Source organism: Planktothrix agardhii (genome assembly GCF_904830935.1).
In the GTDB taxonomy this organism is placed as follows: Bacteria; Cyanobacteriota; Cyanobacteriia; order Cyanobacteriales; family Microcoleaceae; genus Planktothrix; species Planktothrix agardhii.
In genome coordinates, this window is record NZ_LR882952.1 from 3,800,161 (window position 1) to 3,822,229 (window position 22,069).

The window sequence follows — 22,069 nt, forward strand, 5'->3', positions numbered from 1 at the left end:
TGTAAAGGGCAAACCAAAATTTATTTTATTTAAAAAAACAAAGTAAACACAAAGGTACTAAGACACTAAGAAAGGAATAAAGATTAAAGTGTTACTCCTTCTAAGTCTGCTTCGGTTAACTCATACAAAGATTTTAATTTCTCTAAAGTTTCAGTATCGGTTTGCCAAAATCCCCGACCATTGGCTTCTAACATTCGACCGACAATATTGCGAAAGGCTTCCGGGTTGGCTTGTCTTAATTGGGTTGCCATTTTTTCATCTAAAGCATAGGTTTTAGATGCTTGATCATAAACCCAATTTTCTTGGAAATTTGTTGTTCCTCCCCAACCTATTAATGCTGTCATTCGTTGAGAAATTTCATAGGCCCCACCACTTCCTTGATTCACCATTGCTGCTGCCCATTTTGGGTTTAATAATTTAGTCCGATATTCAATTCTTAATAGGTCTTCTAACTGTCGGGGAGTGGTATCTTTAGAAAAACTTTCGATAAAACTGGCTTTCACTTTTTGACCTTTTTGTTTTTCTGCCGCCCGTTTTAATCCGCCCGTATTGGCATAATATTCTTGAATATCGGTTAATCCATATTCTACGGAATCAATTTCTTGAACAATATTATCCATTGTTTTTAACAATTGTGTCATTACTTCCGGTCTAGCTTTTCCTTGATCTTTGCGTCCATAACTAAATACATTTCTTCCTTTCCAAGTGTCTGCTAATTCTTCTCCTGATTCCCAATTACCATCCACAATTTGATCATTAACTAATGATCCAAAATCCCCCGATGGGTTGGAAAATAAACGGGCGGATGGGTTTTCTACTCCTTGCGATCGCAACTTCAAAGCGTGTTTTCTAATAAAGTTTTTATCCTCGGATTCTTCCGCATCAGCCGCCCGCACAAATAAATCATCCAATAATTCGATAATATTAGCAAAACTATCTCTAAAAATTCCTGATAAATTCGCTAATATATCAATTCGAGGATGTCCGACCTGTTCTAAAGGTTGTAATTCATAACGCACAATTCGCCCGGTTCCTTCTTTAATTGGTTCGGCTCCCACTAATTCTAAGATAATTCCTAACGACTCCCCGCGAGTTTTAATTGCATCTAAACCCCATAACATTACCGCAACGGTTTCAGGATAATTTCCGGTTTCTGCTAACTGTTGATTAATGATTTTTTGAGCAATTTCTTTTCCTCTCAAATAGGCCGCCGCCGAGGGCATTCGATAGGGATCTAAGGCATGAATATTGCGTCCGGTGGGCAGAACTCCTGGCCCATCTCTGAGTAAATCCCCGCCCGGTGCTGGGGGGATATATTCCCCGTTTAGTCCTTTTAATAAATTGGTTAATTCATCGGATGTTTGTAATAATAAGTCTCGAATTTGAGTCTCGGTTTCCGTGGTTAACTGATTCATTGATTCGGTGGAATAAGCATTCAAATAAGTGGTTAATTCTTCTTCGGTTGGATTCTCGCCAAAGGTATGTAATCCCGATGAAAATAAACGCTGTTCTAAGACTTGTAAATAATCATAAATTTTGATAAAATAGTTATAGAGAACTTCCACACTAAATAATCGGGCGTTTTCATTTGTAAAAGCAATGCCTAATTTTTTGCCCTCTTGAAAAGGACAATCTACCTCTAAACCCATATCAACAATTTGCTGACTAATTGATTCTTGAAGGGTAGAATTTTTCTTCGGATCTTCTCGATATTCGGCAATTAATTCCCGTAGAGATACTAATTTTTTATACAGTCCCGCCCGACCATAAGGAGGTACATTATAGGAAATTAATACCCCATAACCTCGACGTTTTGCTAACATTGATTCCGATGGGTTATTAGCTGCATAAAGATATAAATTTGGTAAGTTTCCTAATAAAATATCTGACCAAGAATAGCCCGTATTTCCTAATGGTGATCCGGGCAACCATTCCACCGTGCCGTGCATCCCAAAATGAACAATAGCATCGGCTTGAAATTCCTTTTGTAACCATTGATAAAAAGCCACATATTGAGGATGGGGGGTTAAATCTCTTTCAAACATTAACCGCATGGGATCACCGGATAAACCTAAAGGCGGTTGCACTCCTACCCAAATATTTCCTAATTGAATTCCACCAATATGATAATCCTCTCCAAAGGTTTTAATCCCGGTTTCTGTTAAGGATTTCCATTGTTTTTTAATCCGACTTCTTTGTAAATATCCTAACCATTTCTCTAATTTATTGACATTAACTTGATTAGAAATAACAGAATTTTCTGCAAAAATAAAGTTCTGTTGAGCTTCTAATTTCTCATCGGCTATTTTAACTTTTTGAATTAATACCTCCCCCGTTTCAGGTAGCTCTCCAACGGTGTATCCTTGAGCTTTTAAGGCTTGTAAAACCTTTAATAAACTCTGGGGTACATTTAATAAAGCGGCGGTTCCTGTGGCTCCATATCCGGGGGGAAATCCATATAAAATAATCGCAATTTTTCGCTTTTCTGGCGGTGTTTGTCGCAGTTGAATCCAACTTTTTACCCTTCCAGTTAAACGTTTGACTCTTTCAGGAATTAAATAGATATCTTCTCCCACTAACCCCCCTAAAGGTACGGTATCAATTGCGCCATCAAGTTCGGGTAAGGCATATAAAACTACACTTTGTAAACCGCCAATTCCTTGACGAGTCCAGGATAATAAATCTTGAATTAATAAAGGTGCGGCGATAAAATAAGGAACGTTTTTTACTGTTAAAATTTGTTTAGCAATTTCAACTTGTCTTCCGGCTTCCATTGATCCGGCTGGCCCTCCAACTAAAGGAAACCCAATGGTAGAAACAATTGCATCAACGGTTACAGCTTCTTTTGATAAGGATAAGGTTTGAATATTTCCCTGTTCTTGGTTATTTAATTCATCCGTTGTTATGAGCCAATCTCTAACAGCAACATGACCTTCAACGCCATTAATAAAAATTGGTAATGGAATTAAATTTTCCTCTTGAAAATAGCAAATAAGTTGGGGAATATAAGTTTGTTTAGTAATCACGTGCTTACGATAAAGCAATATTCCGACAACGGGATTATTAGTAGTTGTTGGATATTGGGTTTTATACCAATCTAAATAGGCTTGTGGCGATTCAAAATAACCGTTATAATCGGGGTGTAATAATCCCATATTAGGGGTTTCTATGGGAGGGGGAATTTCGCCAACGGTTAACCCTAAATAATTAGTAGCAATTGTCCAAAACATTGCCGATACATTTTCTGTACCTCCCGCATTCCAATAGCCGTAAATAACTAACCAATTTCGCAGGTCTTGAACTTTTTTAACCGGAATAAATTTTAATAATTTCGGGCCTGTTTTGAGAAAACTAATATAACCCGCGAGTTTATCTTCTTCTTTCCCACTGGAAAATTTACTTAAAATAAACTGCACTGGTTTGGGCATTCCTTTCGGTTTATCCCCAATTTTAAAGCCTCCAATTTGGGTTAAACTCATTAATTCTAAAGCGGATTCAAAAACTAAACGAATGGGAATATTTTGTACTCTTTCTCGTAACCATAATACTTGATCATAATCAAATAATAAACTAGCAAAAAATACATCAGCATTTTCTAAGGCGGTGGCGACGGTATCTGGTTGATTTGAAATAGCGCGATCGCTAAATACACAAATCTCTAATTCTGGACAACGAGCGCTGGCTAACTTTGCTGCTGTACGATATAACTCAGCATTAAAAGACTCAAACCCAGCAATTAAAACAATTTTTTTCATAAACTCTATTTTTAAAATATTGGTTTTCATCTACTATTGATAATTATAGCAATTTTAAATTAAAATCAATGACAGAATATCAGACTCCAACTTCTATTTTAATTGCGGGAGTGGATGAAGTGGGTCGGGGGGCTTTATTTGGCCCTGTGGTAGCGGCGGCGGTGATTTTGTCGGAGGATAGTATTGCTCAATTAACCAGCGCTGGAGTGAAAGATAGTAAAAAATTAACTCCAGGGGTTCGTTTTCGGTTAGCCACTGAAATTAAAGCGATCGCCATTGATTGTAAAATTGGTTGGGCTTCCGTTAAAGAAATTGATCGCTTGAATATTTTACAAGCCACATTATTAGCGATGAAACGAGCAATTATCAGGTTAAATCCTGAACCAGAACTCTGTTTAATTGACGGAAATCAAAAGATTCCAAAACTATTAATTCCGCAACAAACTATTATTAAGGGAGATAGTACATCTATTGCAATTGCAGCCGCTAGTATTGTCGCAAAAGTTTGGCGAGATGAATTAATCACCCGTTTAGCTAAAAAATATCCTGAATATGATTTAAAACAAAACAAAGGTTACGGAACCGCAAAACACCGTCAAGCGATACAAGAGTATGGTATTACTTACCAACATCGTCAATCTTTCAGGTGTTGTCAATTATCCTTACCTTTATAAAATTAGGAACAATTTTCAGCTAACCAATTTAATAAATCTGAATCCATTTCAAAATCTAATAATGCTTCTCCTAGTTCCTCAACTAATTCAATCGGAAGACTGCGGATTTGCTCTTGAATTTCGGGGTTAATTGTTCCTAAACGACGACTGAGCAAACGCAAAATGAACGTTATTTCTCGTTCAATTCCTTGTTCAATTCCCTGTTCCATCCAACTTGTAACAATTTCCATAAATCTTTCCTCCTGAATTAGTCCTAAGCGATTTAGTTCTTCGGTAAAAACGACTTCTTCGCTAGAATTTAAGCGCAAATAGGAGTCAATAAACCCCGAAATTAATTGATTTCTAGCTGGATTTAACCGTAATGTTACTAACAAGCGTAAACACTCCGCTTTAACTTGGGGTCGATCCTGGGGTTCTATTCTCATTTTAGCCATTAATGCAGCCGCCACCGGATTTTGCTGACGTAAAAAATCCCGCCAGTTTAAACGATTTAGTTGGATCGCTGCATAGCTAAATTCTAATACCTTCCGGTCGGGAAATTCAACTTGATAGTTATTGGGTTCCAGACGTTGGGGGGTATCGAAAGAAAAGAGTGCGATCGGATAAACCGGAAGTGCATATTTTTCATCTAGTCTAGCAAAATAATGGAACATCCGCCGGGCAAAATCCGCTTGAGCGTAGGATTGAGTTTCGGTATGGATGAGGAAAAAACTTTCCTGTTCTCGAAACCGAACTTTTGCCAATAGATCGACCTCTCGACGATTCCCCGATGTAATATCAATAAATACCTCTTGGGGTAAAAAGGTAATAGAGGATTGATCAATATAGGGAATCAGATCGGGAAAAAATAACTCTAAAAATTCCCAAAAAAACGTCGAAATTAACTCTTTAAATAATCGATCATGTTCAATTACCCGTTCTAAATTTTCAGTCATTTTAATCTAATTTAACCCCTAACATTCAGCACTGGAAACCTGAATAATAGATGGCGTTTGTGGAACTAAAACCCCTAATTGTTCCGCAGACCAATGGGCATAATCCGATAATAAATTATGAACTAATCGGTGTCTAACCGTCATTAACACACTTTTTAATAGTCCGTTTCCGGTTGTTTCTAAAATTGGTTGCGGTGTTAACCATAAGGGCGGGGGAAGTTCGACTTTAACTTTTAAATCAGATTGACCTTTTAAATAGGTAATTCCTTGCAATTCAACCGGATATAATTTTCCCACTAAATCTAGTGAAAACCGTTGATTAATATATTCAATTCCGCGAATTTCACATCCTACGGATTTTAAGTTAAGAGTACCATCGGAATGTATCCATAGTTTCAAGTCTACCGTTGGTTGTAAACTAAACATCATAAACTGCAAAGGACGCATTTTTAAGCGGTAAATATCCTCTGTTAAGGCATCTAAACGGGTCGGATCAACTATTGCCTTAACCAAACGTTTCGGTTGACGTAGATAATGGTGAATTAAAGTTGGCTCCGGTACAGCCATTTCAACGGTTTGGGAGGCTTGAAAGTGGGTATACATATAGAAAGTTATAAAAGTCTACTAATTTTGACTTATCTTAATATAATTTAAGAATTATTCAAACTATTTTCATCAATCAAGAGTCACCGATCAAGAATAATGACCTGTACTCCCTGAAAAATAGGGAGTCGCTTGATCATAAGGGTAACGTTGATGAGAATAATATAAATAATTGTAACGTCCCTTTCTATCCATTTATTATCTACCGAACTAAAATTATGACTGTTTCTATTGCCCATCTTGGCCCATCGGGGACTTATGCAGAAGCCGCCGCCTTAGCTTATGCTCAATATCTCACTGGAAAAACCGGGGAAGAAACCATGTTATGCCCCTGTTCAAGTATTAGTCAAACTTTATGGACAGTTGCCAAAGGAGATGCAAATATTGGGGTAGTTCCTGTTGAAAATTCCATTGAGGGTAGTGTTACTATGACCCTAGATACATTATGGCAAATTGGCTGTCTTCAAATTCAACAGGCGTTAATTCTTCCGATTGCCCATGCGTTGATTTCTCAAGCTAAAGATCTTGCTAATATTCAAGTAGTTTATTCCCATCCTCAAGCCCTAGCTCAGTGTCAAGGATGGTTAGAAAAACATCTTTCTGATGTGCCATTAATTGCCAAAAATTCAACTACAGAAGCCCTACAATATGTCAGAGATGAATCCCATGCAGCCGCGATCGCATCTTTAAGAGCAGCAGAACTTTATCAATTACCTGTTCTTGCCCATTCTATTAATGATTATCCCGATAATTGTACCAAGTTTTTGGTAGTTAGTTTACAACCTTCAGGATCGGGAAAATATACATCTTTAGGCTTTAGTGTTCCGGCAAATGTTCCGGGTGCATTGGCAAAACCTTTAGCAATTTTTGCCGATAGGGGGATTAATTTAAGTCGAATTGAATCCCGTCCTAGCAAGCGCTCACTGGGAGATTATCTATTTTTTATGGATTTAGAAGCAGATAGTGATCAACCTTCCGTACAATTAGCTCTAGCTGAATTAAAAACCTTTACCGAAACCTTAAAAGTTTTTGGCAGTTACACCCTATTAAATCTGGATTAATTTTGATTCGGAAAATTGATCATCTTTTTCTGGTAATTATAGCAACCGCCAAGGCAGTTAGGACACCAGACGGATCTTAGAACCCAGACGGTGAAGTATTTCCCCCCAGATCCCTCCCCCTCTAGCCCCCCGTGCACGGGAAGGGCTGTTCCCTGTTCCCCGCTATACAGACTGTACTACTTGATCAGAAAATATTTCCGATAACACATGAAGATAGGGAGAAAAGACAGCAAAATTTTCAGGTAGTAACCGCTTAACCGAAAATTTAAGCAAACTTTTATAAAGACTTTCTATACTTTTTTGAAGAATTTTAAATTTATTAAATTTTTGTTAAATTACAGCATTTTCTAGCATTAAAATTGTTCCTGGTTGCGTATCAATTTTTACTTCTATTCCTAAAGGAATAGTAAACTGATCTCGAATATGGCCGATCATCGAACCATACCAAGCCGGAATTCTTAACGGTTGAATTAAATCCGTTAATACCTGGGATAAGGTTAAAGATGGTTCATTTCCCTCGCCTTTAGTGCAGGCGGTACATTGACTAAAAATAAACCCGGAAATTTGATCTAAAATTCCGGCTAATTTCAAATGGGTTAACATTCGATCAACTCGGTAAATATCCTCGCCAATATCTTCTACAAATAGGATTTTATCCTGCCAATTGGGTAAATATTTAGAACCGACTAAAGCGGATAAAACCGATAAATTTCCTCCGATTAATCTCCCTTGGGCTTGACCCGGATAAATGGTTTCAACCCTAACACTGGCGGGATTTTGAAAGGTTACGGCTTGTCCTTCAAATAGGATTTTTTTGAGCCAACTTACCGAATAGGAATTCCAGAGGGAAGTTCCTAATAATCCATGAAATGTAACTAATCCGGTTTGACTTTGTAATCCTAATAATAAAGCGGTAATATCACTATAACCCAGAAAAACTTTAGGGTTTTTACGAATTAAATCATAATCTAATAAGGGTAAAATTCTACCACTTCCCCAACCGCCACCCGTAGCAATAATTCCCCTAATATTAGGGTCGGCAAACATTTGATTAATGTCTGATGCCCGTTGTTGATCGGTTCCGGCTAAATAGCCATATTCACTCATAACATGGGCAGCAACTTTAACCGCTAGTTCCTGTTGTCCTAATTGTAGTTGAATCCACTTTAAATGTTCTTTTAAAATGGGGCTGGCGGGAGTCACTAACCCTACGGTATCTCCTAGTTTTAATGCGTTCGGTTTCAGTAATGTTTGAGTTGATGAAGATTGAGCAAAAACAGGAAATTGAGTGGCAATTCCAGTTAAGGCTAACCCGGTTAAAAAATTACGACGATTCATAATTAGTGTAGAGACGTGCCACGGCGCGTCTGTATTAGTTATCAGTGATCTGAATTGAGAATTTGAGTAATTAATTCTTCAACTCCTGATCCCCGACTATTTTTTGTTACCCAATTTACACTTTTTTTGACTTCAGGTAAAGCGTTAGCAACGGCTACGGAATAACCACATTGTTGTAAAAAATCACAATCATTTTCCCCATCCCCAACCCCTACAATTTTGTCTGGGGATAGGTTGATGAATTCACAAAGAGCTTTTAACCCAGAGGCTTTATTAATCCCTTGGGGTAGGAGCATCACGGAGCCTTTATTGGCAATAATTTTAAGATTAACTCCTAACTCTTGAATGGTTTTTTGGGTGATTTCCAAATAGGCTTCCCAAGTGGCAATAATTACTCGTCCAACCCCGAAAACTTCTACGGCTTGGGTTTTAACAATTTGGGAAAATTCCTCTGGAATGCCTTGATTTTGTAATTGTTGTTGTTTTTGGTAAATGCGATCGCGCAAGCAGCTTATAAACGCTTCAGAAGGGCGCTCCGCTAATATTTTTTCTACTTGAGTCGAGGGTTGATATAAAACCGCCCCATTTTCTGCAATCACCCAATCAAACCGATGAATTATGGGAACATGATCAATTAAGTTATCTAATTGTCTTCCCGTAATCAAGATTAACTTTCTCCCCGACTCCCGCCAGAGTTCTAAAGATTTCGAGGTGGACTCCTCAACAATCCCATCCGTTGCTAAGGTGCCATCAAAATCCGTTGCTAAAGCCAAATATTTCATGATTATAAAAAATAAAAGGGAGACTCAACTCAACATCTGATCTTATTTTGACACCACCTTGAACCTTCTACTCTGTTTACTACTCAACATCAATTAACTTTATACAGTCTTATTGCAAATATTTATAATTATTCTCCCTCACCATCAGACGTTGCTGAGGATTGAAGCCCGGAGGCAGATCGCTGTGATCACGCTGGGCGTAAGGGGATCTGGGAGTAGCAAAGAGGCTTGTATTAAGGATTATATCGGAAGTGGGATGGTTTCCTCCTATCCCCAACCCACCATTAACCTCAACCCAAGCGGGAGTTTTCTTAACAAAACTTAATACTATTTTCTTGTATCTTCTTGCAAAAGATTATAAACTAGCATTAGCTTGTTGATAAAGATATTCAATAAGCTGGCAATGGTGGAAAAAGGGAGTAGATCGGTTATTCATTCACTTATCTACTCTTTCATCCATCCTCCTCACACCCTTTTTAGTTATGAACTGTCCTTGCTGTTCTGGAAAACTATTGCGGCATATTGATCGAAATGGTTTGTACTGGTATTGCCCAGATTGTTGCCAAACTATGCCCGTTTCAGAAGCTGTTAATCGGCTCTTATTACAGCAGGAACTTTCGTTAAAACCCAATTCTCAACTTTGGTTATACATTCCCATCAAGCCACCAATACGGGAAATCGCTTGAAAACAGCCGGATAGTTTGTAGCACGGTTGAGAACACAGAAACATAAATTATTCAATCAATTAAACTAGGAGAAAAATGGCAAAAATTGGTTTATTTTATGGAAGTCAAACGGGAAATACCGAAACGATCGCGGAATTAATTCAAAAAGAATTAGGGGGTGCGGTCGTTGTCGATTTACAAGATGTTTCTGATGCAGATATCAGGGATTTCGATAACTACGAGTGCATTATTATCGGTTGTCCAACCTGGAATATGGGAGAACTTCAAGCAGACTGGGAAGGTCTCTATGATGAATTAGATGGCGTTGATTTCAATGGTAAGAAAGTTGCTTATTTTGGTGCTGGCGACCAAGTGGATTATGCCGATAATTTTCAGGATGCCATGGGTATTTTAGAAGAAAAAATCACATCCCTTGGCGGTAAAACGGTTGGTTATTGGCCGACGGATGGCTATGATTTTAGCGAGTCAAAAGCAGTTAAAAAAGGTCAGTTTGTAGGATTAGCGATCGATGAAGATAATCAGTCAGAATTGACAGATAGCCGTGTCAAATCTTGGGTGTCTCAACTGAAGCGGGATTTTGGGTTATAAAGAAACCGGGTTTCTATTTCACATAATCAAAAATTGTAAATCAAAAGGAAATTTTTCATGTCTTTAGTACCTGATGCTATGCTGCTAAATGTAAGTCCTGCGTTGCAGCAATTTGATCGCCCCTTGTTAAACAAGTTATCTCAACAGATTGCGATCGCTCATTGGGAATATTCCCAAACTCCCGATGAACCTCTATCTTTAGAAATTGCCTTGGGGTTACTGCATGATTATTTAAAACATCATGATCGCCCAGTACATTTGATCGGACATGGTACAAGTGGACTATTAGGATTACTGTATGCCCGTCGCTATCCAAAAAAAGTGCGATCGCTCACACTTCTCTCTGTGGGAGTGCATCCGGCCGTTGATTGGCAAGCCCATTATTACGCACAACTCGAACACTTTTCCTGTTCCCGTGAAATGATTTTAACTCGGATGGTCTGTAACTTGTTTGGACATCAATCTCGTCCCCTGATCCGAGAGATCCTGCGAATATTAGAACGAGATCTTAGTAGCTCTTTATCTCCTCATACTTTATATCAAAAAGTAAGTTTTTTTCCTGGGGGAGTACCTGTTCCTCTTTTAGTTTGTGGAGGTCAGGATGATACCATTATTAATTCCAATTTATTGCAGGGATGGCAACCTTGGTTAAAACAAGGCGATCGGATCTGGCAATGTTCCAAAGGACGTTATTTTTTTCACTACTTCCATTCACAAGAAGTAACTGAACAAATTACTGATTTTTGGGATTTGTCGTGTTTATCTCAGAATTTAATTGAAAGTTCTGAAACCGTTAAAGTTAGAATGAGTACATACCAGTAAATAAATTCATCATTAATTAAGGAGATACTGTCATGTTATCAACAGCTATGATTGAGCGGTTAAACGAACAAATTAACTTAGAAATGTTTTCCTCCCATCTTTATTTGCAAATGAGTTCTTGGTGCGCTTATAAAGCATTAGATGGTTGCGCGAAATTTCTCAGCCAACACGCCGATGAAGAAATGTTGCATCAGCGCCGTTTGATTGACTATTTGCAAGAAACAGGTGCATTAGTTATTTTAAAAGGCATGGAAGCACCTCCGACCGAATTTGATTCTCTCAAAGAGATGTTTGAAAAAATCTATACCCACGAACAATTCATCACGAGTAAAATTAATAATCTAGTTCATCTGGCTAGTACAGAACCCGATTATTCAACCCTACAATTTCTACAATGGTATGTAGCAGAACAGCATGAAGAAGAATTTTTGTTTAAGAGTATTCTTGATAAAATTAAGTTGATTGGTGTAGAAGGTCAGGGGCTATTTTTCATTGATCGAGAAATTAGCACTATTGCTACAACCAGAGCAATAAAAAACACTGCCAATACCACAACCTCTACTAATGTTAAACCCTGAAACTAAAGGAGATATCAATGTTAGAAAACCTCAAAATTGCTTTAACTGAAGCCATTGAAGATGAATATAAAGCGCGGGCAACCTATCGTTTAATCCTGAATAAATTTGGAGCAATCCGCCCCTTTGTTAACATTGTTGAGTCCGAGGAACGTCACATTCAGGCGCTAATGCCCTTATTCTCCAAGTACGGAATTGCCCTTCCTGAAGACAACTGGGTACAGCGAGTTGAGGTTCCTGCCTCTGTGCAAGAAGCTTGTCAAGCGGGTGTGCAAGCCGAGATTAAAAACGCACAAATGTATCAGAGATTGCTGGATTTAACCCAAGGCTATCCTGACGTACAACGAGTTTTTTTGAACTTGCAATCCGCATCCCAAAATAATCATCTGCCTGCCTTTCAACGCGGTGCAGAGCGCCGTTTAAGCTCCCCGTTCCCCGTGATTTTGGGGGGGGGACACAATCTGATCGGCGAGGAGGAGGACACGGACAGGGGCGAGGTTGTGGACACAAAAGAGGGCGGTAAACTCACGAAAACAAGAATTGTAACTGGACTATAAAAAAGGATGATCTACTATGACAAATGCGACATCACCAGAAATTAAAGATTCAGGAGTCTTAGATTTAGCTCCACGCTTGGGGACTTGGCTCGAAGAATATGGAGAGATTTCCACCATCTTACCTGTTTTGGTGGGTTTATTTGTCACCAGTCGCCTGCAAATTAGGGGAGCTACGGCTTTGCTAGTAAATTTGACGCTCGCAGCCTTTACTCGTCAGGTAGTCGTGCAACTGAAAAAACAAGCTCACCCAACAACCTCTGTGGCGACTGCGGTGAATCAACAGTCGGCTAGTGCAGATGACCATACTGCGGAAGACTATACGATCATTCATTCCACACCGGGGCGATTGCGGTTACGAATTCCTCGATTAGTGAATGATGTCCTCTATGCTAAACAGTTGGAAAAATTGTTGATAGCCGATGAAGGGGTGATTAGAGTTCGACTGAATCGGGCCGCCGCCTCATTGGTAATTCAGTATGACGGAGCCGGGGTTTCAGAATTAGAGTTGGGAATGCGCTTGCTGCAAATTCTCGATCGCGCAGAACGCCATTTCCAACCTCAGCCCACCGACAAAGATACAGAAGCGACATAATGGCAAATTTGACACCACCCGCCTATCACATCATTCACCAAACCCAAGGGCGAGTCCGGTTGGGGGTTCCTTGGCTGGGACAGCATCCTGATCAGGCTAAAAAACTACAAGGGATTCTCGAAAATACGGATTATATTACCCACGTTCGCATTAATCGAACTGCGCGATCGCTGATTATTCACTATCAACCTGGGTACTCGATTGCAGCCCAACTGTCGCACCTTTTATCTAAGTGCTTATCCGATCAGGCAACGTCATCTCCAACTCATCCTCCAACTCTAACATCCAAACTTCAAGACTCCGAGGAAGGAGAGTGGTCGAGTTTGCAACTGCCCGTAACAGCAGCATTGCTGGCATTTTTATGTCGGTTTCCCCGATTCGCAATTCTGCGTCCCTTGGCGGTTTTGACGCTCTTGGCTGCGGCCTTTCCGGTAGCTCAACGAGCCTTTCACAGCTTAATCGGACAGCACCGATTAAATATTGATTGTCTGGATTTGCTGGCATTGAGTTTGAGTGGTTGGCAAGGCAAATTGTTAACACCAGCTATGGTGATTGCTTTACACGAGTTTGGGGATGTGATTCGAGAGCAAACGGCTCGCTCAACGGAAGTCCGAACGACGAATTTAATGGATGCGATCGGACGTTTTGCTTGGGTGAAATATGGCGATCACGCTCCGCAACAGATACCCAGCGATCAAGTTCAGGTCGGAGATACCGTCGTTGTCTATCCGGGGGAACAAATTCCCGTAGATGGAACGGTGCTATTAGGAGAGGCGATCGTTGATCAGCAAAGCTTGACAGGGGAAGCCATGCCTGTTGTCCGACAAGTGGGACAATCGGTTTGGGCTTCCACCCTCCTCCGTTCTGGGCAACTCTATCTGCGATCTGATCGCGTGGGTAAGCAGACCCGCGCCGCAGCCAGCATTGAGTTATTGCAAAAGGCTCCGGTGCATGATACGCGCATGGCTAACTATGCCGAAAAAGTCGCCGATCGCCTGATTCTGCCAGCCCTATTACTAGCAGCGATCGTGTTGCTGACCACCCGTGACCCGGCCAGAGCCGCCTCCATTCTCACGCTGGATTTTGTGACGGGTGTTCGCGTTTCTATTCCCACCGCTTTTTTGAGTGCTCTCAACCATACCACCCGTCATGGGGTTTTGGTTCGCAGTGGACGCACCCTGGAACAACTGGCGGAGGTGGATACGATTGTGTTTGATAAAACAGGAACGCTGACGCAGGGTGCGATCGCCATTACGGGGGTGAGAACGGTTGAGGAGGGTTGGCCCCCTGAAACGGTGCTGCAACTCGCGACTGCGGCTGAACAACGACTGAACCATCCCCTGGCCGAAGCGATCGTCCAGTATGCCCAGGAGCAAAATTTGGAGATTCCCGCCCGGGGGGAATGGTCTTATGAGGTAGGTTTGGGGATACGCGCACAAATCAACGGACACAATGTGATCGTCGGGAGTGAGCGGTTCCTGCAACAAGAAGATGTGGACTGGGGCAATTGGATGCCGACGGATGTGGAGCGATTACAATCTTTAATTTATGTGGCTTGCGATCGCCGATTTCTGGGGGTGATCCAATATACCGATCCCCTCCGTCCCGAAAGTCGCTACCTGGTTCAAACCCTTCAACGTGATTATGGGATTGAGTTGCATTTGCTCACGGGCGACCAAGCCCAACGGGCCCAACAAGTAGCAGCAGACCTTGGCATTCCTGCCACCAAAGTCTACGCGGAAGCCTTCCCTGAACAGAAAGCTATGATTGTCCGTGACTTGCATCGGGCAGGACATACCGTTGCTTTTGTGGGCGATGGCTTGAATGATTCGGTGGCCCTAGCCTACGCGGATGTCTCTGTGTCCTTTGAGCAGGGGTCGGAGATTGCGCGGGAGACGGCAGACGTGGTGTTGATGAACAACAACCTGCTGGATTTGCTTGAGGTGATCTCGATCTCCCGTCAAACCCGTGATTTAATCGAACAAAATACTACTCTTGTCGTTGTTCCTAACCTGATTGCTCTAGGGCTGGCTTCTACGGTTGGACTTAATCCTTTGGTAGCAACCGCGATTCATAATGGCTCCGCGATCATTGCTGGCGTGAACAGTTTGCGCCCCCTGCTCCAACATCAAATTGAACAGCAGGGTGGGTGAAGGGGAAAAACGTTAAGGTTTGTCTTCTGGTAATTATTGCAAATAGTTCCTATTAAACCGAAAAATTTGATAGACTAAATCTCAAATAGTTTTATCCTCTCCCAATTACATAATGTCTCTGATTCATCTGGAAAAATCAATTCTCTCCTTCCATCTCAAAGAGATATTGGAAGATGGACAGGTCAACCACCCCCTAACCTGGCTGGGGCTGGGTGTACTGATTTTCGGGCCCAAGTTACTACCGACTTTTGTTAAAGGATCTCAGCCTGTTACCCCAAAATTGGTTAAACAGACAAAATCCACATCGGGGCACACCCAAATTTCCCTATCCCAATGGATTGCTGAAGCGAGAAAGCGAGATTTAGAAGATTATAGGTAAAAAAAATTAAGGGGTCAAGAAATGTAAATTATCTTTTCCCCTTTCCACTCTTGATTATCGAAAATTTTGGGTTTAAAACCCCTAAGTTCCACTTAGGCTTTTTACTCGGTTTTGTGTTAGAGTAGTGTTGGTCGTAAAAAACCCGCCCAACTTTGCAGTCGATATACCATCTACAGAGATGTGAAACCGAGCCTGAAGGAGACTGGGGAAGCGGATGTAAGGCAATGGTCAGCCCAACCTTGAACGCATTAATCAACAAATTCAACAAAAAGTTTAACTTAGTGAACGAGGTTAAACTTAAGTCGCGGGAGGGCATTCCGAGACTGAAAACGGACGTGGAGACAGTGTAAGACTACTTTTAAAGTAGCAACGGTCTGGGAAGCGTCAACCCCATTCGGCGACCATCCTAAAAAGGTGGCGTGGTGAGGAATCCCCGTCCGTTTACGGCGGGGAGGATGTCAACTCTCCGTCAAGATGACTTTTGGTGTAGGTAAGGCGGCTTGGGGGAGTTCTGTTTTTTGGGCTTCAGTTAGTGCTTCGGCTCTAGCTTCGGCGGCGATATCTGCTAGAACTTCTCCCGTTTCCGCCAGCGCACTTTTTGTTTTTTCAAACAGAGTGATACCTGATTTAATTGTTGCTTTCAGAACGGGTCTAACCAAGGGTAGAACCACTGGAGCCACAGCTATAGCTGCGACTCCAATTACGATCACCTTAGTGTTTTGATGGGCTGCTAGTTGAGCAACTCGCGCTCTCAATCCCATATTTTCTTGATTCATCTGTAGCATAATTTGTCCCTTTTCAAAACCTGAATATGATGCTTAACTATTTCCTTATTATAGCGGTTTCGCAGTTATATTTGCACTTATTGTGTCAGTTTATTTGTAAATTAAAGGTTGTCCGAATTGTTTCTCTGTGCTTGTATCCTCTATAGAGTTTTAATAGAATTGTATGACTCAAAAACAATGGTACGAATCCCTGTTCGAGAATTACGGACAAAAATATGATTCTGAGAGTTTTACACAAGGGACAATTGGTGAGTGCGATTTCATAGAAAAAGAACTAGGATTTAATAAGTCCTTAAAAATATTAGACGTGGGCTGCGGTACAGGAAGACATTCAATTGAACTGACAAAGCGGGGATATTCTGTTACTGGAATTGATTTATCCCCATCCCAACTTCAAAGGGCAAGGGATAAAGCAAAAAGTGAAAATTTGATGATTGATTTTCAGCAGCAGGATGCCAGAAATTTGACATTCACTAATGAATTTGATGCAGCGATAATGCTTTGCGAGGGAGGATTTTCGCTCATGGAAACTGATGAAATGAACTTTGAAATTCTGAAAAATGTTACCCGATCGCTAAAGACAAATGCTAAATTTATATTCACAACTTTAAATGGATTATTCCCCTTATATCATTCGGTTGAGCAATTCTATGAATCAGCAACGGAAGCCGGAAATGCCACCTACAAAAGCAATAGTTTTGACTTGATGACATTCCGTGAGCATAACATAACGGAATTTGAAGATGACCTGGGAAACAAGAAATCTCTTGCCTGTAATGAAAGGTATTATGTACCCAGCGAAATTACCTGGTTACTTAAATCTCTTGGTTACAGCAGCATAGATATTTATGGTGCCAAGCTGAGTGCATTTTCCAGAAATGACAAGTTAACAACGGTCGATTTTGAGATGCTGGTTATTGCTGAAAAATAATTTTGTAACTTGTCCCTACCTGCTCAATCACAACTGAACTTAACAGGGAAATTCAATCGTAAAAGTGGTAAGATTTTGGTTGCTTTCCACTTGAATTGTCCCGTTTAATTGTGCCACTAATTTTTGAACTAAAGCTAATCCTAACCCCGTTCCTCCCTGTTTCCATGGGTCAGCATTCGGAATCCGATAAAACTTCTCAAAAATTCGGGGAAGTTCTTGTTCTGGAATTTCGGCTGGGTTGCGAATCACAATTTGTAAGGGGTCAGAAATGGAGGGAGAAGGTAAAGAAATATTCTGTTTCTTTGTTTTACGTTTGTTATTAGTTGTGGGAATTAATTCCAACCAATTAGACAAAGAATGATAATGAATTCCTAAGAAAATTTCTCCTCCATTGGGAGTATATTTACAGGCATTATTTAACAATTCTACTACAATTCTTTCTAAACTATTGGAGTTAGTTCTAATAGATTGTAAATAGGGATAATACTGAACATTTAGCACCTGATTCCGTTCTTGGGTACGAGAATAAAAAGGATTAATAATATTAGGTAGCCATTCCAATAAATCTAAACTGTCGATGGTAATAGGTGCGGCAGAAGATTCTAACCGTTGTAAATCTAATAAATCATTAATTAAATTAGTTTCTCGCATACATTCAGATTCTAATATTTCTAAATATTTTGGACTTCGCTCTGAGTTGGGGGCAATTTTTAACATATAAATCGCCATTTTCATATTTGCTAAAGGAGTACGAAGTTCATGGGAAACCGTACTCAAAAAATCATCTTTGAGAATATTTAACTGTTGCAGTTCTTCCACCTTAGACGTGCGTTCTTCAACTTGTTTTTCTAGTTCAGCATTCCGGCTTTTTAACAGTTCTAATTTTTCCGTTTGCAATTGATGAACCGATTGTTGGAGTTGTTTAACCACCCGATACATTTCCGTCGGGTCAAGCATTCTTAATAAACTAACCTGTGTAATAATTCCTAATAACTCTCCTTCATCCCCACAAACAATTAGTCGTTGTACCTGTTGTTTTTGCATTTCTTGATGCGCCATCCACAGAGAATCATTAATTTTCAAAGAAAAGGATAAATTTCTCATTACCGTGGTTGCATAAGTCGCCGTTAAATCTAATTCCAAAAATTGCGCCTCCACAATATCCTGTTCTGTAACTAATCCAATAGGGGTTAATTTTTTCTCAGTTCCGGCTTGAAAAATAACCACATAACTCGCTTGATGGGCGGTCATCATTTGCGCTAAACTCAATACAGATGTTGTGACTGGAGCCGTAATTACTTGGGTGATCATTTCATCCCCCACCCGGCGTAATCTTAAAATATTAGCGGGTTGTAAAACCTGACGAATTCGTTCTGGGGTAATCACTCCCACTAATTGACCTCGAATATCTAAAACGGGTAAATGCGAAATTTGATGTTGTCGAAATAAGGATAAAGCCGTAAAAATATCTTGATCATCAGATTCTGTTAAACTAACAGAAATTGGAGACATGATTTCAGCGACTCGGACTTTATTAAGATTTTTTTTGATGACAGGATCTAAAATTTCTGTTGCCATTAACTGAACAATATCTCGTTCCGTGATTATTCCTACAACCGAAGCCATCTGAGGCTGTTCATCGGGAAGTACCGGAGTAATTTCTTCCGAGTCTTGATTAATAACCAAAACACAGCTTGCCCGAGATTCTTCTATTAAAAAACTACCAGAGTTTAAAAGACAATGATTCTGAGATTGACCCAGTATTTTAATCACATCCGCTAAACAGGTTTCTGGTGTTACAATAAATGGATTCCGATCAATGGCTTGTTCTAAAGCAGATGAATAACGCACAGACTGGTAAAATTCCATAACAATACTCTAAAAAGGTTCGTAGGAAGATCCAATAAATTTTTAACATTAAAAAATCAGCAAGTCTGTAATTAGTTTAACTTAATTCAACAATAGGATGGTTATGATTGTATCTGTTAATGAACGCAATTTTTGGGAAGAACGCTATCAACAGGGAACCACCGCCTGGGACTTAGGAGAACCCGCCCCACCGTTTATTACGTTTTTGCAATCTTCTGAGGCTCCACCCCCGGGAAAAACGGCGGTTTTAGGCTGTGGAAGGGGCTATGATGCCCTATTATTTGCCAGTTATGGTTTTGAGGTTATTGGGTTTGATTTTGCGGATTCTGCGATTCAAGACGCATTAGAATATCAACAATTATTAATCAATAAATCGTCAATTTTAAAGGGAGTAGGAAAATATTTACCCACTTCAGCGCAATTTTTACAACAGGATATTTTTGACTTACCCCAGGAGTTTTTAGGACAGTTTGATTATGTAATTGAACATACTTGTTTTTGTGCAATTTCCCCAGATCAACGCCCTAATTATGTCAATTTAGTTGAGTCAATTATGAAACCCAATGGGCAATTATTCGGGTTGTTTTTTACCCATTCCCGTGCCGGAGGGCCACCTTTTGGGATTACTCCGGCGGAAATTCGACAGTATTTTCAAGGGAAATTTCAGATTGTTTCCCTGCATCCGGTGACTGAATCAACCCCCAGCCGTCAAGGAGAAGAACATTGGGGACATTTTATGGCACATCAAAAATTCTAGCAATTAATTCTGCAAATTTTTTCTAACCTGGCTATAATAAGTAAAGATTTAGTTAAACCTGATTTACAAATGAGTCAACCGTTGAATTTAGAAAATATTGCCGATCAGCTAGATAGCAAAAATTTACGAGATCGTCTATTAGCCTTAGCTTCTTTGCGAAATGTTCCTCCAGAAGATGCTGTTCCTTTAATTAAAAGAGTGCTCAATGATGAAAGTTTACAAGTGCGATCAATGGCAATTTTTGCCCTGGGAATTAAACCTACAGAAGAATGCTATTTCCTGTTGGTAAAAATATTAGAAAATGACCCTGATTATGGGGCGAGAGCCGATGCAGCAGGTGCCTTGGGTTATTTGGGAGATATTCGGGCATTTGAACCTTTAGTTAGAGCTTTTTATGAGGATACAGATTGGCTAGTTAGATTTAGTGCGGCGGTGTCCCTCGGAAACCTCAAAGATATTAGGGCTCGGGATGTTTTATTGGCTGCATTAGAAAGTGATGAAGTGATTTTACATCAAGCTGCAATTGCTGCGATCGGAGAAATTAAAGATGTGGAATCGGTTGATAAAATTCTGCGATTTGCTCAAGCGGAAGATTGGTTAGTGCGGCAACGTTTAGCAGAAGCTCTGGGGAATTTAGTCACACCTAAAAGCCTTTCTGCGCTAAATTATTTAGCCAAAGATAGTCATTCTCAAGTCTCTGAATCCGCCAAGATTTCCATTGAGCGGCTACGGGAAGCGGGATTGCAAGTTTAAAGATTTGATTAACAGGGAATGGAGAATATCAAAGATGATGCAATTGTCTTGACAAATTAACCCAACTGTTAGACGATAGGATTCTAGTTTCTAGGTTTAAATAAAAGCTATCCTTAAATCATCATGACTTCTCCCTTCCCTTCTCGCAAAAAGCCTAAGATTCTGCAACTATTATTTTTTAGTTTTATTGTTTTATTCTTAGCTAGTACCTCGGCAATTTTAGGCGCGGTGACTGCTTTATTAGCTCCTGAAAAATTTGATTTTACTGAGCCAGAATCAAATATTTTAGATGGACTCTGGCAACATCGGTTTAAATATAGTTTGTCTCGTCCGGTTAATATTTTAGTCCTGGGAATTGATGGAAGTCCCCACAGTTCTACCTCCTCTCCCGATCTATTTAAAGGTCGTAGTGATACGGTTTTATTTGTCAATTTTCAACCTCAAGATAAATCAGTTAGTTTGTTATCCATCCCCCGAGATACTCAAGTCCAAATTCCAGGTTATGGTACAGGAAAAATTAATGAAGCTAATTATTGGGGCGGCCCTAAATTAGCAAAGGAAGTGGTTCAAACTATTTTAAATAAAGTTGAAATTAACCGTTATGTGCGGGTGAGTAGTGGTGCTTTTCGAGAATTAGTTAATTTTTTAGGAGGAGTGGAAGTATATATTCCTCAACCTATGTCTTATCAGGATAAAACTCAAAAATTAGACATTAATTTGGCTCCCGGTTGGCAAACTATTAATGGTGAACAAGCGGATCAATTTGTGCGGTTTCGAGGCGATGGTTATGGAGATTTAGGGCGGGTACAGCGTCAACAAGCCTTAATGGAAGCAATTTTAGTTCGACTGAAAGATCCGACGGTTTTACCTCGTGTTCCTGAAATTATTCGGATTATGCAAAAATATATTGATACTAATTTAAGTTTTGAAGAAATTTTAACCTTAGTTAATTTTGGGTTAAATCTGGAATCTCAAAATTTTAAAATGGTAATTTTACCCGGTCGTTCTAGTTCGGAGGAATATTCTAATAGTAGTTATTGGTTAGTGGATGAACGGGGACGCGATCGGGTCATGTATCAATATTTTCGGTTAGATTCCACCGGATATACCTTAAAAAGTGCCTACGAACCTTCTGCTTATGAAACTTTGTCTAAGGATTTAAAAATTGCAATTCAAAATACTTCCAGTAATCCCAAAGCAGCGGAGAAAATGCTAGATTTTCTATATAATCAAGGGTTTAATCAAGTTTATTTAGCCCCGATTGAAAGAACTCAACAACTAAAAACAGAAATTATTATTCAAGGCGGAGATTTAGGGGCAGCTAAACTGATGCAAAAAAACCTCGGTTTAGGTGAGCTTAAATCCTCAGCAACGGGTGATATGGGGTCGGATTTAACTATTAGAGTTGGAGAAGATTGGATCAAATAAAATTATCCAAGGGAGATTTTTAAATTCAATTCTCCCCTGAAATTAC

Annotated in this window: 20 protein-coding genes; 13 read left to right on the forward strand and 7 right to left on the reverse strand. The window is 39.9% G+C overall.

The features are described from left to right. Positions 1–83: 83 nt before the first annotated feature. On the reverse strand, positions 84–3,755 hold the full coding sequence (gene bchH / locus NMG88_RS17660; RefSeq protein WP_227381655.1) for a magnesium chelatase subunit H: 3,672 nt from the start codon (positions 3,753–3,755) through the stop codon (positions 84–86). 68 nt (positions 3,756–3,823) lie between these two features. On the opposite strand from bchH, the gene NMG88_RS17665 reads away from it, so the two are divergent. Next, entirely contained in the window at positions 3,824–4,429 is a 606-nt protein-coding gene (locus tag NMG88_RS17665) for a ribonuclease HII (RefSeq protein ID WP_042153766.1), read from the forward strand. A gap of 2 nt (positions 4,430–4,431) precedes the next feature. On the opposite strand, the gene NMG88_RS17670 is transcribed toward NMG88_RS17665, so the two are convergent. Then, positions 4,432–5,364, reverse strand: a complete 933-nt coding sequence (locus NMG88_RS17670) for a DUF4351 domain-containing protein (RefSeq protein ID WP_042153764.1) — start codon at positions 5,362–5,364, stop codon at positions 4,432–4,434. Between the two features lie 18 nt (positions 5,365–5,382). Beyond that, positions 5,383–5,967 (reverse strand): DUF1997 domain-containing protein, encoded by a 585-nt coding sequence (locus tag NMG88_RS17675; RefSeq protein ID WP_042153762.1) that lies wholly within the window; start codon positions 5,965–5,967, stop codon positions 5,383–5,385. Positions 5,968–6,185: 218 nt separating this feature from the next. On the opposite strand from NMG88_RS17675, the gene pheA reads away from it, so the two are divergent. Beyond that, positions 6,186–7,028 carry a prephenate dehydratase gene (gene pheA, locus NMG88_RS17680; RefSeq protein WP_042153758.1) on the forward strand — a complete coding sequence of 281 codons (843 nt, stop codon included), beginning with the start codon at positions 6,186–6,188 and terminating at the stop codon, positions 7,026–7,028. Positions 7,029–7,358: 330 nt separating this feature from the next. On the opposite strand, the gene NMG88_RS17685 is transcribed toward pheA, so the two are convergent. Beyond that, positions 7,359–8,366, reverse strand: a complete 1,008-nt coding sequence (locus tag NMG88_RS17685) for a S66 peptidase family protein (RefSeq protein ID WP_235751361.1) — start codon at positions 8,364–8,366, stop codon at positions 7,359–7,361. A gap of 41 nt (positions 8,367–8,407) precedes the next feature. Then, the gene (locus NMG88_RS17690) at positions 8,408–9,148 is read right to left on the reverse strand and encodes an HAD family hydrolase (protein WP_235751360.1); all 741 of its coding nucleotides are present in this window, start codon (positions 9,146–9,148) and stop codon (positions 8,408–8,410) included. A 761-nt stretch (positions 9,149–9,909) separates the two neighbouring features. Between NMG88_RS17690 and fldA the strand changes: the two genes are divergently transcribed. The 7 genes from fldA to NMG88_RS17725 all read left to right on the forward strand — a co-directional run bounded on the left by fldA (position 9,910) and on the right by NMG88_RS17725 (position 15,500). Further along, the gene (gene fldA, locus NMG88_RS17695) at positions 9,910–10,422 is read left to right on the forward strand and encodes a flavodoxin FldA (protein ID WP_235751359.1); all 513 of its coding nucleotides are present in this window, start codon (positions 9,910–9,912) and stop codon (positions 10,420–10,422) included. Positions 10,423–10,479: 57 nt separating this feature from the next. Further along, positions 10,480–11,244: an alpha/beta fold hydrolase gene (locus NMG88_RS17700; protein ID WP_235751358.1), complete on the forward strand. Its 765-nt coding sequence runs from the start codon at positions 10,480–10,482 to the stop codon at positions 11,242–11,244. A 32-nt stretch (positions 11,245–11,276) separates the two neighbouring features. After that, complete coding sequence (gene ftnA / locus NMG88_RS17705; protein WP_235765722.1) at positions 11,277–11,822, forward strand: non-heme ferritin; 546 nt, start codon at positions 11,277–11,279, stop codon at positions 11,820–11,822. Positions 11,823–11,839: 17 nt separating this feature from the next. Next, positions 11,840–12,376 (forward strand): ferritin-like domain-containing protein, encoded by a 537-nt coding sequence (locus tag NMG88_RS17710; RefSeq protein ID WP_235751356.1) that lies wholly within the window; start codon positions 11,840–11,842, stop codon positions 12,374–12,376. 16 nt (positions 12,377–12,392) lie between these two features. Continuing rightward, positions 12,393–12,968, forward strand: coding sequence for an HMA2 domain-containing protein (locus NMG88_RS17715; RefSeq protein ID WP_235751355.1), 576 nt, complete (start codon positions 12,393–12,395; stop codon positions 12,966–12,968). After that, a complete protein-coding gene (locus NMG88_RS17720) occupies positions 12,968–15,121 on the forward strand; it encodes a heavy metal translocating P-type ATPase (protein WP_235751354.1) in 2,154 nt (717 codons plus the stop codon). Before NMG88_RS17715 ends, NMG88_RS17720 begins: the two co-directional genes overlap by 1 nt. Positions 15,122–15,233: 112 nt before the next feature. After that, the gene (locus NMG88_RS17725; RefSeq protein WP_235765721.1) at positions 15,234–15,500 is read left to right on the forward strand and encodes a hypothetical protein; all 267 of its coding nucleotides are present in this window, start codon (positions 15,234–15,236) and stop codon (positions 15,498–15,500) included. Between the two features lie 458 nt (positions 15,501–15,958). Here NMG88_RS17725 and NMG88_RS17730 read toward each other — a convergent pair whose 3' ends face one another. Further along, positions 15,959–16,285 carry a DUF5132 domain-containing protein gene (locus NMG88_RS17730; RefSeq protein WP_235751353.1) on the reverse strand — a complete coding sequence of 109 codons (327 nt, stop codon included), beginning with the start codon at positions 16,283–16,285 and terminating at the stop codon, positions 15,959–15,961. A 163-nt stretch (positions 16,286–16,448) separates the two neighbouring features. Between NMG88_RS17730 and NMG88_RS17735 the strand changes: the two genes are divergently transcribed. Continuing rightward, a complete protein-coding gene (locus NMG88_RS17735) occupies positions 16,449–17,216 on the forward strand; it encodes a class I SAM-dependent methyltransferase (protein ID WP_254035664.1) in 768 nt (255 codons plus the stop codon). Between the two features lie 39 nt (positions 17,217–17,255). On the opposite strand, the gene NMG88_RS17740 is transcribed toward NMG88_RS17735, so the two are convergent. Further along, on the reverse strand, positions 17,256–19,085 hold the full coding sequence (locus tag NMG88_RS17740) for a CBS domain-containing protein (RefSeq protein WP_254035665.1): 1,830 nt from the start codon (positions 19,083–19,085) through the stop codon (positions 17,256–17,258). A 103-nt stretch (positions 19,086–19,188) separates the two neighbouring features. Between NMG88_RS17740 and NMG88_RS17745 the strand changes: the two genes are divergently transcribed. The 3 genes from NMG88_RS17745 to NMG88_RS17755 all read left to right on the forward strand — a co-directional run bounded on the left by NMG88_RS17745 (position 19,189) and on the right by NMG88_RS17755 (position 22,023). After that, the gene (locus tag NMG88_RS17745; RefSeq protein ID WP_254035666.1) at positions 19,189–19,842 is read left to right on the forward strand and encodes a methyltransferase domain-containing protein; all 654 of its coding nucleotides are present in this window, start codon (positions 19,189–19,191) and stop codon (positions 19,840–19,842) included. A gap of 69 nt (positions 19,843–19,911) precedes the next feature. Further along, positions 19,912–20,595 carry a HEAT repeat domain-containing protein gene (locus NMG88_RS17750; RefSeq protein WP_026785582.1) on the forward strand — a complete coding sequence of 228 codons (684 nt, stop codon included), beginning with the start codon at positions 19,912–19,914 and terminating at the stop codon, positions 20,593–20,595. A gap of 123 nt (positions 20,596–20,718) precedes the next feature. Continuing rightward, positions 20,719–22,023: an LCP family protein gene (locus NMG88_RS17755; protein WP_254035667.1), complete on the forward strand. Its 1,305-nt coding sequence runs from the start codon at positions 20,719–20,721 to the stop codon at positions 22,021–22,023. The last annotated feature ends 46 nt before the right edge of the window (positions 22,024–22,069 follow it).

Excerpts from the sequence above, each read along its gene's own strand:
- NMG88_RS17690 (WP_235751360.1), bottom strand. The coding sequence starts at position 9,148 with ATGAAATATTTGGCTTTAGCAACGGATTTTGATGGCACCTTAGCAACG.
- pheA (WP_042153758.1), top strand. The coding sequence starts at position 6,186 with ATGACTGTTTCTATTGCCCATCTTGGCCCATCGGGGACTTATGCAGAA.
- NMG88_RS17710 (WP_235751356.1), top strand. The coding sequence starts at position 11,840 with ATGTTAGAAAACCTCAAAATTGCTTTAACTGAAGCCATTGAAGATGAA.
- NMG88_RS17735 (WP_254035664.1), top strand. The coding sequence starts at position 16,449 with ATGACTCAAAAACAATGGTACGAATCCCTGTTCGAGAATTACGGACAA.
- bchH (WP_227381655.1), bottom strand. The coding sequence starts at position 3,755 with ATGAAAAAAATTGTTTTAATTGCTGGGTTTGAGTCTTTTAATGCTGAG.
- NMG88_RS17670 (WP_042153764.1), bottom strand. The coding sequence starts at position 5,364 with ATGACTGAAAATTTAGAACGGGTAATTGAACATGATCGATTATTTAAA.
- NMG88_RS17700 (WP_235751358.1), top strand. The coding sequence starts at position 10,480 with ATGTCTTTAGTACCTGATGCTATGCTGCTAAATGTAAGTCCTGCGTTG.
- NMG88_RS17665 (WP_042153766.1), top strand. The coding sequence starts at position 3,824 with ATGACAGAATATCAGACTCCAACTTCTATTTTAATTGCGGGAGTGGAT.
- NMG88_RS17675 (WP_042153762.1), bottom strand. The coding sequence starts at position 5,967 with ATGTATACCCACTTTCAAGCCTCCCAAACCGTTGAAATGGCTGTACCG.
- NMG88_RS17755 (WP_254035667.1), top strand. The coding sequence starts at position 20,719 with ATGACTTCTCCCTTCCCTTCTCGCAAAAAGCCTAAGATTCTGCAACTA.
- NMG88_RS17725 (WP_235765721.1), top strand. The coding sequence starts at position 15,234 with ATGTCTCTGATTCATCTGGAAAAATCAATTCTCTCCTTCCATCTCAAA.
- ftnA (WP_235765722.1), top strand. The coding sequence starts at position 11,277 with ATGTTATCAACAGCTATGATTGAGCGGTTAAACGAACAAATTAACTTA.
- NMG88_RS17740 (WP_254035665.1), bottom strand. The coding sequence starts at position 19,085 with ATGGAATTTTACCAGTCTGTGCGTTATTCATCTGCTTTAGAACAAGCC.
- fldA (WP_235751359.1), top strand. The coding sequence starts at position 9,910 with ATGGCAAAAATTGGTTTATTTTATGGAAGTCAAACGGGAAATACCGAA.
- NMG88_RS17715 (WP_235751355.1), top strand. The coding sequence starts at position 12,393 with ATGACAAATGCGACATCACCAGAAATTAAAGATTCAGGAGTCTTAGAT.
- NMG88_RS17685 (WP_235751361.1), bottom strand. The coding sequence starts at position 8,366 with ATGAATCGTCGTAATTTTTTAACCGGGTTAGCCTTAACTGGAATTGCC.
- NMG88_RS17750 (WP_026785582.1), top strand. The coding sequence starts at position 19,912 with ATGAGTCAACCGTTGAATTTAGAAAATATTGCCGATCAGCTAGATAGC.
- NMG88_RS17720 (WP_235751354.1), top strand. The coding sequence starts at position 12,968 with ATGGCAAATTTGACACCACCCGCCTATCACATCATTCACCAAACCCAA.
- NMG88_RS17730 (WP_235751353.1), bottom strand. The coding sequence starts at position 16,285 with ATGCTACAGATGAATCAAGAAAATATGGGATTGAGAGCGCGAGTTGCT.
- NMG88_RS17745 (WP_254035666.1), top strand. The coding sequence starts at position 19,189 with ATGATTGTATCTGTTAATGAACGCAATTTTTGGGAAGAACGCTATCAA.